We start from the raw sequence: 12,932 nt of genomic DNA, 5'->3' as shown, positions 1-12,932 counted from the left end.
GCAATAAAGGTTGGCTTAGCCACGGAAGAACTCCAGCATGGCGTCGCTATTGACGCGGTAGTTGAGGTTGCCGCAATGGCCACCCAGCGGGTATACGGTCAGGCGATCCCCCAGGGTGCGCCGCAAAAAGCCCAGGTCACCTGGGCCGAGGATGAGGTCATCGGCATTGTGCATAACGGCGATCTTGCTGCTGTTTTTCAGGTAATCGGCGACGCCATACAGGCTGATCTGGTCAATCAGCTGCGCCACGCTGCCACCGTCAGTACGTGCGCGCCACATGGGGATCAGTTGCTCGGTCAGGTAACAGTCGAAGTCGCACTGCAGGGCGCGCCGGAAGAACGGCGTAAGACTGGTGCCTTCGCTGATCGGGTAGTTGATCGGGGTGATCAGTCCGCGGCGGTTGATCAGGTCCGAGGTAAAGGCGATATCGGCAGCTGAGAAGCGAAAAGCCGCGCCAATCAGCATGGCCATCTGCTCGTCGTTGAGCTGCTCGCCGGAGTTCTGGAAGTCATAGAGCAGGGCGTCATTGATGTCGACGTAGCCCTTGTTCTGGAAGTAGCGGGTCAACTTGCCCAACACCAGTTCATAGAATGTGGTGCTGTTGTCGATGCCATCCACCTTGGTCTGCACGAGGCGGTCGAGATTAGTGGTCGAGGTATAGAGGTTGACCGGCGGGTTGAGCAACAGCACGCGTTTGAAGTTGAAGCTGCGACGCGTCTCGTCCAGCTCGCTGACAAAGGCCGCCTGCAACGCACCCAGGCTGTAGCCGGTGAGGTGATATTCACTCACTTTCAAGCGCGGATGCTGGGCGCGCACCGCCTGCATGGTGCGGTACAGATCGTCGGCGTCTTCACGGGTAATGCCGGGCGTGGCAAAGCGTGAGGCGGAGGTCATGAAGTCATAGCTGGTCGGCGATGACAATTGCACCACGTGATAACCCGCACCGTAGAACAGCTTCTTCAGGTATTCCGGGGTGCTGCTGGCGTAATGCGCGCCCGTACCGGCAATGATAAAGATCAGCGGCGCTTCGCCGGACTGTTTGGCAATGCGGTAGTGCATCTTGGTCACCGGCCAGAAGTTTTCTGGCAACTCAAACTCGCGCTCCGGGCGCAGTTTGATCTGGTGGTCACTTTGGTTGATGTCCGCGTCGGCCGGCAGTTTCGGACGCAGCTCGGGCGGTGTGGTTGCCAGCGTGGCTTCGAAAGGGTTGCTGATCGGGTAGCCATAACTGCTGGCGTCGATATCGGCGGCGCTGACGGGAGCCATCAGCGCGAGGCAACTGAGAAGGGCAAGCAGACGAGGGACAGGCGACATGGCTAAATCTCTTGAGAGCTAGGACTGATGCAGTGCTTCAGGTGCGGGTCGATTTGACCACATAAGCGTGGTTAAGTGCCGTTTAGTTATAGAGCTGTCAGTTTTCAGGCAAAAGAGCCATTTGAAACTGGGTGCGTCAAGGCAATACGGCCAACTGTTCAACCCAGATTAGTTCGCAGGCACCGTCACCGGTGTCTTCGCGGCTGAGTGAACTGATCCAACGATAGCCATCGTCACCGTCGATTCGCACCAGCTGTCCACTCAGGCGAATCTGCTGACCTTCTTTGAGTCCGGCCAGGGTGCTGGCTACCGCCGGGTTGGCGGGAATCAGGTGCATATTGGCGCTGTGGATCTCGATCTGTCGGCGTTCGATTGGCAGTTGTTCGGCGCGCCAGAAGTACCAGCGGTTACGCTGGCTGATGGTGATATGGCGCAGCACCTCCGGATCAGCCATTGGCCCCCAGCCGAGGGCCAGACCGGTTGGCGAGAGCTTGGCGCCGCGGTCAAAGTAATAGTCCTCACGCCCGAGGATGCGCGCTTCCAGTTGGAACGGCTGCAACGTACTGACGGTGTGCGCGGCTAAGCGCCAACTTCCGCTGTGTGATGGGCTGCTGGCAGGCGGGCCGCTGGGCGTGGGCAGCACAATGACCCACAGCATCCAGAGGCCGAGCAAGCTTGCGACGATCAGTATCAGGCGACGTATCAGCATGGCTGGATTCTAGCCGCAGCGGCTGTGAGTAGGCGATCTCGGGGGGGTGTTATCCGCGACGCGGCGGCTTATCCTACGCAGCCTTTTCAATTGCCCGAGTTACCCATGTCTCGTTATTTGCCTCTGACTGCTCTGCTGATCGCCGCGGCCCTGTGTCTGGCCCTGAGCTTTGTGCTGCGTTACCAACTGATGGAAGGCGCACAGTGGGTTGGTTTATGCGTTGATGACCCGCAGCAGATGGCTTGCCAGGTGCGTGCCAGCCTTGGCTGGTTGATCCATTTCCGTGTATTGGCTTGGGCTGCGCTGGTCTGTGCCGTGTTGGCATTTGTGTTGCCCGGCGCATGGGGCAAGCGACTGGCAGTGCCGGCCTTGCTGCTCGGCCTGCCGGCGCTGGTGTTGTACAGCGCCAGCCTGGCAGTTTTTGCCGTCGTGCTGGCGCTGCTGCGTTGGGTGCGTGCGCCGCAAATCGCCTGATTAGGCGGTTTGCGCTTTAAGCCGCAGGCTGCGCCACAGCGCCGCCACCAGTAGCACGCAGGTCATCGCCCAGCCGATGGCTTGCCAGTTGCTCAGGGTTTCCTGGTACAGCTGCGGTGCAATGCAGGCGCCGATCAGTAAGGCAAGCAATGCAACTTCACGGCGGTAGCCGCCTACTGGGCGGCACAGGTAGACCAGTGTCGGTAGCAACAGTGCCGCGCTGGGGAAGCTGCGGTAGCGCGCATCCACCACCAGCGCGAGCATCATCACCGCGCCGGCAAAGCCGCTCAGGGTCAACCACAGAGCGCCCCGGCTATGCAGCCAGTTGAATGTGCGTGCGCGCCAGCTATTTCGGCTGCTGAGTAGCAGTGCGCCATGGCTCAGCACCACGAGGTTGAGCACGATCAGTGCACCTGCCCAGAGCCATTCGCCCACGTAACGGCTGGTGACCAGCGTTAGTTCTGCAAACAGGCCGATACAGGCAGCACCCACTGCCGCAAGCAGCGGTAGCAAGAGCGCGGCGCGGGGTGAATGGGGGCGACCAGCCCACAACAGGGTAGCGGCTACAAGTGCCAGGCTGATCATCAGCCAGGTCGGCCAGTGCGGCAGGTTGGACACCGGGCCGGCGAGGATTGATTTGTCCTGGCGATCCGCATCATAGAGCCCCCAATAACCTCCGACGGCACCTTCACTGACGCGTTTCCACGGCTGGTCAAAGGCCTCGATCAGGTTGTAGCGCCAGCCGTTTTGCTCGGCCATGGCGACGAAGCCACGAATGAATTTCGCTTGGTTGACCAGGCTGGGTACGGCGGTTTCGCGTTGGCGACCTTCGCTTGGCCAGCCGGTCTCACCGATTAGGATGTCTTTGGGGGCATAGGCGTTGCCAAAGGTCTGGCGGACTTCGGCGACTTCATGCAGCGCATTTTCGATACTCGCTGGGTTGTCTTCCCAATAAGGCAGCAAGTGGATGGTGATGAAGTCCACTGCGGGAGCAACTTCCGGGTGCTTGAGCCAGAATTCCCAGACATCGGCATAGGTTACCGGCTGCTTGATCTGTGCCTTGACCTGTTCAATCAACACCACCAGTTGCTGTGGGGTCACTTCCTTGCGTAGCAGCGCTTCGTTACCGACGATCACTGCTTGCACTACATCAGGGTGGGCATTGGCGATTTTAACCAGGCCGGCAATCTCAACCGCGGTGTCGGCTGGGTTTCGGCTAACCCAGGCGCCGACGATGAGCTTCAAGCCATGTTTGCGCGCCATGTTCGGCAGCTCTTCCAGGCCGGTCACCGAATAGGTGCGCAGGCACTCAAAGCGCTCAGCGAGTAGCGCCAGGTCGGCGTCCATTCGCTCTGGACGCAGCTGCATCGGTTGATCGAAGGGCGATTGATCTTTGTCGAACGGTGTGTAAGACGCGCACTGCAGTTTGTGCGTGGGCGTTGCGGCATCTGCCAATGTGACGGGTTGACCAATGCCATACCACAGGCCGAATAGCGCAAGGAGGCCAAGCAGGCAGGCAAATGCATAAGGAGCGATAGGAAAGCGAGAGGTAGCGGGCATGATCGGGCGCGTATGGTGGCTGAGCCGCGCATAGTAGCGGATTGGCACAGTGCCACGCTGGCTGTTTTTTATGCCCTGTTCGGGTTTTTACCCTCGCACCAGGCCTTATGCCTGGTGATGCAGCCAGGCATGCGTGGGGCGTTCAGCGGCAGCCTTAGGGCGCCCCTCAATACGCTGCCAGACCTTCTCGTGAAAGTAGAAACCCACCGAGTTGCACAGCGGTTCGATAGCCGCCACCAGGCCACTGGCTGCGATACTGCCGGTCAGGGCGTAAGTGACACCAAAGGCGATGCAGAAGTGCATGAGGGTGAAGGTCAGGGTCTTGAGCATGGCGCACCTCGAGTGAGAACTATTCTTCATTGAGGTGTAGCGTAGTGGTGAGGCTGTGATTGGTAAAATGTTTGGATTGAATGGCTTTAATAGTTTTTGGTGATTTATGTTCGTGGTGTGCGCCACAAGATAGGCAATAAAAAACCCGCACAAGGCGGGTTTTTTACATTCAAGCGAACTTGAATGGTTTTGCATACGAGTTGCGTACTCTGCGAACAGCTGCGTAAAGCCAGCTGTATTTCGCACCACGTGCGACCCAAAAATGGTCGGGGTAGGGGGATTCGAACTCCCGACATCCTGCTCCCAAAGCAGGCGCGCTACCGGACTGCGCTATACCCCGATGAACTACTGGCTCCGCGACCTGGACTCGAACCAGGGACCCAATGATTAACAGTCATTTGCTCTACCGACTGAGCTATCGCGGAACGATGGCGCGTATCCTACTGATTCAAAAAGGGAAGTCAAGCATATGCTGACTTCCTTTTAGCAGGTTTACAGCACCTGGGCGATGGCCTGGGTCACCGCAGGCAGGTTTCGCTGGTTTAGCGCGGCGACGCAGATGCGGCCAGTGCTGACCGCGTAGATGCCAAACTCGGTTTTCAAGCGTTCTACCTGCTCGGCGGTCAAGCCCGAGTAGGAGAACATACCGCGCTGCTGGGCGACAAAGCTGAAGTCGCGTTTGCAGTTCAATGCAGCCAGCTGTTCAACCATGGCCATACGCATGCCGCGAATACGCTCGCGCATGCCGGCCAGCTCTTCTTCCCACAGGGCGCGTAGCTCAGGGCTGTTCAGCACATTGGCCACCACGGTGGCGCCGTGGGTTGGCGGGTTGGAGTAGTTGGTGCGGATCACGCGCTTAGCTTGCGAGAGCACGCGGCCGGCTTCTTCCTGGCTGCCGGTGACAATCGACAGGGCCCCGACGCGCTCGCCGTACAGCGAGAAAGATTTCGAAAACGAACTGGAGACGAAAAACGGAATGCCGGAGGCGGCAAACAGGCGCACAGCAAAGGCGTCTTGCTCGATGCCGTCGCCAAAACCCTGGTAGGCGATGTCGAGGAACGGTACATGCTCGCGCTCACGCAGCACGTCCAACACGGCTTTCCAGTCGTCCAGCGACAAGTCGACACCTGTCGGGTTGTGGCAGCAGGCATGCAGTACTACAACTGAGCGGGCAGGCAGGTTTTTCAGGTCTTCGAGCATGCCGGCGCGGTTGATACCGTGGCTGGCTGCATCGTAATAGCGGTAGTTCTGTACTGGGAAACCCGCTGATTCAAACAAGGCACGGTGGTTTTCCCAGCTTGGGTCGCTGATCGCCACCACAGTGTTGGGCAGCAAGCGCTTGAGGAAATCAGCGCCGGTCTTCAGTGCGCCCGTACCGCCAACGGCCTGGGTGGTGATCACCCGGCCAGCGGCGATCAGTTCAGAGTCAGCACCCAGCAACAGTTTCTGCACGGCGCTGTCATAGGCGGCAATGCCTTCGATCGGCAGGTAGCCGCGTGGGGCATGGGCTTCAATGCGGGCTTTCTCGGCTTCGGCTACGGCGCGTAGCAGCGGAATGCGGCCTTCCTCGTTGTAGTAAACGCCTACGCCCAAATTGACCTTGGTCGTGCGGGTATCGGCGTTGAAGGCTTCGTTGAGGCCCAGGATAGGATCGCGCGGAGCCATTTCGACGGCAGAGAACAGACTCATGGATGCGGCAGCTCTGAAGAGGAGAAGTGGGGATCAGGCAACACCCGACTAGGGGTTGCGTAAGTGCGGCGGTAGTATACCGGCGCATAACCTGTGCTGCGACAACAGGCACACGCTTTTCACCGGTTTTGACGTAGGCTTTCAGGCCGCGTCACATCCGCTTGTCGAGGTCCGTCATGTCCGAGTTTCAACTGGTCACCCGTTTCCAGCCTGCCGGCGATCAGCCCGAGGCGATTCGGCAGATGGTCGAAGGCCTTGAAGCAGGTTTGTCACACCAAACACTGTTAGGCGTGACGGGCTCGGGTAAGACGTTTTCCATCGCCAATGTGATTGCCCAAGTCCAGCGGCCGACGCTGGTGCTGGCGCCGAACAAGACCTTGGCTGCGCAGTTATACGGGGAGTTCAAGAGCTTCTTCCCGAACAACGCGGTTGAGTATTTCGTGTCGTATTACGACTACTACCAGCCAGAAGCCTATGTGCCGTCCTCGGACACCTTTATCGAGAAGGATGCGTCGATCAACGACCACATCGAGCAAATGCGCCTGTCGGCGACCAAAGCGCTGCTGGAGCGGCCGGACGCGATCATCGTCACCACCGTGTCGTGCATCTATGGCCTGGGTAGCCCCGAGTCGTACCTGAAGATGGTGCTGCACGTCGATCGCGGCGACAAAATGGACCAGCGCGCCTTGCTGCGCCGCCTGGCCGACCTGCAATACACCCGCAATGACATGGACTTTGCCCGCGCCACCTTCCGCGTGCGCGGTGATGTGATTGATATTTACCCGGCCGAATCTGACCTGGAAGCCATTCGCATCGAACTGTTTGATGACGAGGTGGAAAGCATTTCGGCCTTTGACCCGCTGACTGGCGAGGTCATCCGCAAGCTGCCGCGCTTCACCTTCTATCCCAAGAGTCACTACGTCACCCCGCGTGAAGTGCTGCTGGAGGCGGTGGAGAAGATCAAAGTCGAGCTGGTTGAGCGCCTGGAGTACCTGCGCAGCAATAACAAGTTGGTGGAAGCGCAGCGCCTGGAGCAACGCACCCGTTTTGACCTGGAGATGATCATCGAGCTGGGTTATTGCAACGGCATCGAAAACTACTCGCGTTACCTCTCGGGCCGAGATTCTGGCCAGCCGCCGCCGACGCTGTATGACTACCTGCCAGACCAGGCGCTGTTGGTAATCGACGAGTCCCACGTCTCGGTGCCGCAGGTCGGTGCGATGTACAAGGGCGACCGTTCGCGTAAGGAAACCCTGGTCGAATACGGTTTCCGCCTGCCGTCGGCGCTGGACAACCGCCCCATGCGCTTCGAAGAGTGGGAGGCCGCCAGCCCGCAGACCATCTTCGTTTCCGCCACGCCGGGCAACTATGAAGCCGAGCATGCTGGGAGGGTGGTCGAGCAAGTGGTGCGGCCGACTGGTCTGGTTGACCCGCAGATCGAGGTGCGCCCGGCGTTGACCCAAGTCGACGACCTGCTCTCGGAAATTCACAAGCGCGTGGCCATTGAGGAGCGCGTGTTGGTCACCACCCTGACCAAGCGCATGGCCGAAGACTTGACCGATTACCTTGGGGATCACGGCGTAAAGGTGCGTTACCTGCACTCCGATATCGACACCGTAGAGCGCGTCGAGATCATCCGCGACTTACGCATCGGGGCGTTCGACGTGTTGGTGGGTATCAACCTGCTGCGCGAAGGCCTGGATATGCCGGAAGTGTCGCTGGTGGCGATTCTTGATGCGGACAAAGAGGGTTTCCTGCGTTCCGAACGCTCGTTGATCCAGACCATTGGCCGCGCCGCCCGTAACCTCAACGGTCGGGCGATTCTGTATGCCGACCGCATGACCGGTTCGATGGAGCGCGCCATCGGCGAAACCGAGCGGCGGCGCAACAAGCAGATCGCGTTCAACGAAGCCAATGGCATTACCCCCAAGGGTGTGTTCAAAGACGTTAAGGACATCCTGGAGGGGGCCGTGGTGCCTGGCGCGCGCAGCAAGAAGCGCAAGGGCATGGCTCAGGCGGCCGAGGAAAGTGCGCGTTACGAGAACGAACTGCGGTCACCGAGCGAAATCACTAAGCGCATTCGCCAGCTGGAAGAGAAAATGTACGCCCTGGCCCGCGATCTGGAATTCGAGGCCGCCGCGCAGCTGCGTGATGAAATCCAGAAACTGCGCGATCGATTGCTGCAGGTTTGATTGGCTGGGTGTGGAAGGGGCTTTCGCCGCGACAGGCTGACTGTTTGTCCGCGGCTAAAGCCCCTTTCTCAGGTGTGCGATTAACGTCGGCCGAAGATAATCAGCACTACACCGCCGAGGGTGATGCCGCAGGCCAGCAGTGCCATCAAGCTGAGCCGTTCGCCCAGCAGCAGGTAGCCGAGCAGCAAGGCCACCACTGGGTTGACGAAGGCGAAGGTCGACACCAGGCTCGGGCGCACTTCACGCAACAGCCAGAAATACGCGGGATACACACCCAGGCTGACAGGTAGCACCAGATACGCCAGCCACAGCCAGGCATTGCCGCTTATTGCGCGCAGGTCCAGCGCTTGCCAGTCGCCATGCCACAGGCCGAACAGCGCCAGCAGTAGCGCGCCGATCAGCATCTGCAGGCTTAGTCCCAGCCAGCTGGAACGAAACGGCGGGCGCTGGCGCATAAGCCAGGCACCGCCGGCCCAGAGCAGTGTGGCGAATACCACCAGCAGGCCGGCGAACCATTGCTCAGTCGACGCGCGTTGGTCCAAGCCGTTGTTCATCAGCAGGACAATCCCGCTGCAGGCCAGCGCCAGCCCACACATTACCCACAGCGGCGGACGCTCACCAAGCAGCCATTCCAGCGCCACGCTCCACAGCGGCAGGGTGGTGTAGAGCATGGCTAGCATGCCGGTGGGCAGGTACTGATTGGCGTAGATCAGCGCGCCCTGGCCGACGGCAATCAGCGCCAGGCTGCCGATCAGTACGCCGCCCCAGTCGCTGCGCTGGATGCGCAGTTGGCCGCTGAGCAGCACCCAGGCCAGGGCGAGCAGGCCGGCAATCGAGAAACGAAGGCTGCCGATGACAAAGGGCGGGACTTCCAGCAAGAGGAAGTGGTTGGCCAGGTAAGTCGTGCCCCAGCCAATTTAGATAATGGCGAAGGCACCGATCAGCAGCAGGGAGCGTGTGCGCGAAGCGGATGCGGACATGGATGACCTGAAACAGCAACGCGCCGGTATGCGGCGCGCGAGATGGATTAGTGCGCGGCACCACCGGTAGTGCCAGCGGGCAGTTTGCGCGTCAGCAGAACTGCCAGCATGCTGATGCCGAGGGCGATGCCGATGCAGTGGAAGGCGTCATTGTAGGCCATGATCGCCGCCTGCTGATGGGTGATCTCGCTGAGTTTGGCCAGTGCCGCTTGTTCGCTGCCGAGCTTTTCAGTCAGCAGCGCCAGGCGCTCGGCGACCTGCGGGTTTGTCGGTACCAGCGACTCGCGCAGGTAGTCGAAATACACCTTGGCACGGCTGTCCAGCAGGGTCGCTAGCAGGGCGATGCCAATGGCGCCGCCGAGGTTACGCAGAATGTTGAACAGGCTCGACGCCGAGCCGGCATCCTGCGGTAGCGTATAAGCAGTGGCGATCAGTGAAATGGTGACCATCACCAGCGGCTGGCCCAGCGCACGTAACAGCTGGATGTGGTTGAACTGCTCGCCGGCGAAATCCGGGTTGAGTACCCCGGAGAGGAAGCTGGCACCGCCGAACAGGCCAAACCCCAAAGCGCACAGCCATTTCGGCGAGATCTTCTTCATCAGCAGCGGCACCAGCGGAATCAGAAACAGCTGTGGCACGCCCATCCACATGATCACCTCGCCGATCTGCAGGGCGTTGTAGCCCTGGATCTGCGCCAGGTACAGCGGCAGTACATAGATCGAGCCATACAAGCCCATGCCCAGGCCGATGCTGGAAATACTCGACAGGCCGAAGTTGCGTTCACGCAGCACGCCGAGGTTGATCAGCGGGTTGGGACGCGAGATTTGCAGGATGACGAACAGCACCAGGCTGATCGCGGCGATGCTGCCCAGCCCGCTGATCAGGCTGGACTCCAGCCAGTCCTTGCGATGGCCTTCTTCGAGAAACACCTGCAGGCAGCCCAGGCCCATACCGAGGGTGACGATGCCGGCGTAATCGGTGCTTTTCAGCAGCTGCCAGTCTGCGGGCTTTTTTTCCAGACCGTACATCAGCCCGGCGATCATCAGCAGGCCGGGCGGCACGTTGATGTAGAAGATGTATTCCCAACCGAAGTTTTCCGTCAGCCAGCCGCCGAGGGTCGGGCCGATCGAGGGGGCGAAGGTGGCTGTAAGGGCGAACAGCGCCATGCCCTTGGCACGGTGGTGTTCCGGCAGTTTGATCAGCGTCAGGGTGAACGCCAGGGGAATCAGTGCGCCGCCGGTAAAGCCCTGCATGGCGCGGAACACGATCATGCTCTCCAGGCTCCAGGCCATTGAGCAGAGCAGCGAGGAGGCGAGGAAACCCAATGACACCCATACCGCCAAGCGGCGTGCCGACAGCAACTGCACCAGCCAGGCGGTGAGCGGGATCATGATGATTTCCGCCACCAGGTAGGAGGTGGAAATCCACGAGCCTTCCTCCAGGGTGGCCGACAGCGCGCCCTGGATGTCCTTCAGCGATGAGTTGGTGATCTGGATATCCAGTATCGCCATAAAGGCACCGAGCATTACGCTCATCACCGCGATCCAGTCGCGCCGGCTAGGCTCGCCTGTGGGGCGGATCAGCGCATCAGCTGCCATGGTGCGGCTCGGACTGCAGGTCGACCTTGACCTCGACCGACATGCCCGGACGAATCAGCCCCTTGAGTGGGTTGTCGGCGGCAAAGGTAAGTTTCACCGGGATGCGCTGCACCACTTTGGTGAAGTTGCCGGTGGCGTTATCCGGCGGCAGCAGGCTGAACTGCGCACCTGAGGCGGCAAATAAGCTTTCGATGCGGCCGTCGATCGGCGTGTCAGGGAAGCTGTCGAAGGTCAGTTCGGCACTTTGCCCAGGGCGCATGTGGCCGATCTGGGTTTCTTTGAAGTTGGCCTGAATCCAGATGTCCTGATCCGGTACCAGTGACAGCAGGTAGGCGCCGGTCTGCACATATTGGCCGTGGCGTGCGGCGCGCTGGCCGATAAAACCGCTGATGGGCGCGCGGATTTCAGTGCGGGCAATATTCAGCTCAGCCTGGGCCAGGTCGGTACGGGCGCTGCTGATCTGCGCTTCCAGACGCTTGATCTCGGCTTGCAGGGTGCTGACCTGCTGACGTTGGGCTTGTAGATCGGCTTGCGCTTTGCTCACTTGCGAGCGGGCAATGCGGCTGTCGGCGGCCAGGGTGGTGACGCGCTCCTCGGAGACGAAACCCGGCTTGCGCAGGGTTTGCGCGCGTGACAGGTCAATCTGCGTGCGGCCCAGGGTGGCTTCGCTGGCCGACACATCGGCACGGCTGGCAGCAATCAGGCTGTCCTGTTGGTTCAGGGTGCTGCGCGCCTGGCTCAGCTCGGCCTCGCGGGTGGCCAGGGTGGCTTCGGCGCGTTGCTTGGCCAGCTCAAAGTCGGCGCTTTCCAGCACCAACAGCAGCTCACCCTGCTCGACATGCTGGTTGTCTTGCACCAATACCTTGTCGATGCGTGCGCCCAGCTGGCTGGACACACGGGTGATTTCACCTTGTACATAGGCGTTGTCGGTGCTTTCAAGGTGTCGGCCGATCAGCCACCAATGGCCGAAAAAGACGGCAGCGATGAGGCTGAGAAGAAGCAGGAAGACAAACAGGCGGCGTTGCAGTTGGGCAGGCATGTTGGGCGCTCGAAGCTCGGGCAAAAGTGTAAGCAAATCTAACAGTGTTCCTTTCGTGCCTGTAGTCGTTAGACTTCGGAAACTTTGTTGCTTATGAGGAACAATCATGGGGCTGGATGATGCGCTGATCTTCACACGGGTGGTCGAGTGCCACAGCTTCACCCTGGCAGCGCAGGGGTTGGGCATGCAGAAGTCGACCGTCAGTCGACGCATTGTTCTGCTCGAAGAGCGTCTTGGTGTGCGCCTGCTCAATCGCACCACACGCAAGCTGCGCCTAACGGAAGTCGGACAGGCCTATTACGAGCGCTGTCGGCAGATCATGCTCGACTTTGCCGAGGCCGAGCAGGCAGTGATGCAATTGCAGTTGGAGCCCTCGGGATTGCTGCGCATCACTGCACCGATTGAATTTGGTCAGCTGTTCCTTGGCAGGGTGCTGGGTGACTTCATGCGCCAGTACCCGCAGATCAGCGCCGAGGTGGAGTTGACCTCGCGGCATGTCGACCCCGTTGAGGAAGGGGTGGATATCGCCATTCTGGTGGGGCAGCCGCAGGACTCCACCTTGATTGCACGCAAGATGTTCGAGACCAGTCGGCGTCTGTATGCCAGTCCGGATTACCTGGCTCGGCACGGTACGCCGCGAATGGTCGAGGAATTGGCGGGGCATCGCGCCGTTATGTTGCCGCGTGACTCGTCGCGTTATTGGCCGTTGGCGGGCGAAAACATCACCTGCCAGAGCGTGCTGTCGTGCAACAACATCACCTTTGCCCGAGAAGCCGTCATGGCGGGGGCGGGAATCGCCGGGCTACCCGTGATGATCTGCGGTGCTGCGGTAGAGGCGGGGCAACTGGTTGAACTGTTGCCCGAAGCGCGGCTGACGGTCGGCGAACTCTATGCGGTCTATCCATCACGGCGGTTCCAGGCCATGAAGGTGAAAACTTTCCTGGACTTTCTGATACGCAGTCTGTCGTTGTCGGGTGGTCACCTGCTGGAGCCGCCCACGGCTGGCCTGTTACCATCGCCGTCTTAATCCGCGTTCACTGCAACTCT

At 60.2% G+C, this 12,932-nt stretch carries 11 protein-coding genes and 2 tRNA genes; 3 read left to right on the top strand and 10 right to left on the bottom strand.

All coding sequences use genetic code 11. From position 1 onward, the window contains the following. Nucleotides 1-15 precede the first annotated feature (15 nt). Nucleotides 16-1,266 carry a serine/threonine protein kinase gene (locus HBN63_RS00665; protein ID WP_244152893.1) on the bottom strand — a complete coding sequence of 417 codons (1,251 nt, stop codon included), beginning with the start codon at nt 1,264-1,266 and terminating at the stop codon, nt 16-18. 184 nt (nt 1,267-1,450) lie between these two features. Next, the gene (locus tag HBN63_RS00660) at nt 1,451-2,023 is read right to left on the bottom strand and encodes a hypothetical protein (RefSeq protein WP_170048014.1); all 573 of its coding nucleotides are present in this window, start codon (nt 2,021-2,023) and stop codon (nt 1,451-1,453) included. A gap of 105 nt (nt 2,024-2,128) precedes the next feature. Here HBN63_RS00660 and HBN63_RS00655 point away from each other — a divergent pair, with 105 nt between their 5' ends. After that, nucleotides 2,129-2,497, top strand: coding sequence for a hypothetical protein (locus HBN63_RS00655; RefSeq protein WP_090252173.1), 369 nt, complete (start codon nt 2,129-2,131; stop codon nt 2,495-2,497). Here HBN63_RS00655 and HBN63_RS00650 read toward each other — a convergent pair whose 3' ends face one another. From HBN63_RS00650 to HBN63_RS00630, 5 genes are all read right to left on the bottom strand, one after another. Further along, a complete protein-coding gene (locus tag HBN63_RS00650) occupies nt 2,498-4,057 on the bottom strand; it encodes a beta (1-6) glucans synthase (protein ID WP_170048013.1) in 1,560 nt (519 codons plus the stop codon). 105 nt (nt 4,058-4,162) lie between these two features. Next, the gene (locus HBN63_RS00645; protein ID WP_090252175.1) at nt 4,163-4,387 is read right to left on the bottom strand and encodes a DUF2061 domain-containing protein; all 225 of its coding nucleotides are present in this window, start codon (nt 4,385-4,387) and stop codon (nt 4,163-4,165) included. 263 nt (nt 4,388-4,650) lie between these two features. After that, nucleotides 4,651-4,727: transfer RNA gene (locus HBN63_RS00640), tRNA-Pro, on the bottom strand. A 9-nt stretch (nt 4,728-4,736) separates the two neighbouring features. Next, nucleotides 4,737-4,812: transfer RNA gene (locus HBN63_RS00635), tRNA-Asn, on the bottom strand. Nucleotides 4,813-4,879: 67 nt separating this feature from the next. After that, nucleotides 4,880-6,076, bottom strand: a complete 1,197-nt coding sequence (locus HBN63_RS00630) for an amino acid aminotransferase (protein ID WP_170048012.1) — start codon at nt 6,074-6,076, stop codon at nt 4,880-4,882. 176 nt (nt 6,077-6,252) lie between these two features. On the opposite strand from HBN63_RS00630, the gene uvrB reads away from it, so the two are divergent. Then, nucleotides 6,253-8,268, top strand: coding sequence for an excinuclease ABC subunit UvrB (uvrB, locus tag HBN63_RS00625; protein WP_170048011.1), 2,016 nt, complete (start codon nt 6,253-6,255; stop codon nt 8,266-8,268). Nucleotides 8,269-8,348: 80 nt separating this feature from the next. Here the strand turns inward: uvrB and HBN63_RS22125 are convergent, their stop codons facing one another. The 3 genes from HBN63_RS22125 to HBN63_RS00610 form a co-directional block, all read right to left on the bottom strand. Further along, nucleotides 8,349-9,185 carry an EamA family transporter gene (locus HBN63_RS22125; RefSeq protein ID WP_345940462.1) on the bottom strand — a complete coding sequence of 279 codons (837 nt, stop codon included), beginning with the start codon at nt 9,183-9,185 and terminating at the stop codon, nt 8,349-8,351. A 110-nt stretch (nt 9,186-9,295) separates the two neighbouring features. Further along, nucleotides 9,296-10,786: an MDR family MFS transporter gene (locus HBN63_RS00615; protein ID WP_170048244.1), complete on the bottom strand. Its 1,491-nt coding sequence runs from the start codon at nt 10,784-10,786 to the stop codon at nt 9,296-9,298. Between the two features lie 49 nt (nt 10,787-10,835). After that, nucleotides 10,836-11,885 (bottom strand): HlyD family secretion protein, encoded by a 1,050-nt coding sequence (locus HBN63_RS00610; protein ID WP_170048010.1) that lies wholly within the window; start codon nt 11,883-11,885, stop codon nt 10,836-10,838. A 106-nt stretch (nt 11,886-11,991) separates the two neighbouring features. Between HBN63_RS00610 and HBN63_RS00605 the strand changes: the two genes are divergently transcribed. Further along, nucleotides 11,992-12,912: a LysR family transcriptional regulator gene (locus tag HBN63_RS00605; RefSeq protein WP_170048009.1), complete on the top strand. Its 921-nt coding sequence runs from the start codon at nt 11,992-11,994 to the stop codon at nt 12,910-12,912. Nucleotides 12,913-12,932: the final 20 nt, after the last annotated feature.

This window comes from Pseudomonas sp. WS 5011 (assembly GCF_012985775.1).
GTDB lineage: Bacteria > Pseudomonadota > Gammaproteobacteria > Pseudomonadales > Pseudomonadaceae > Aquipseudomonas > Aquipseudomonas peli.
This window is presented reverse-complemented; position numbering and strand designations above follow the sequence as displayed.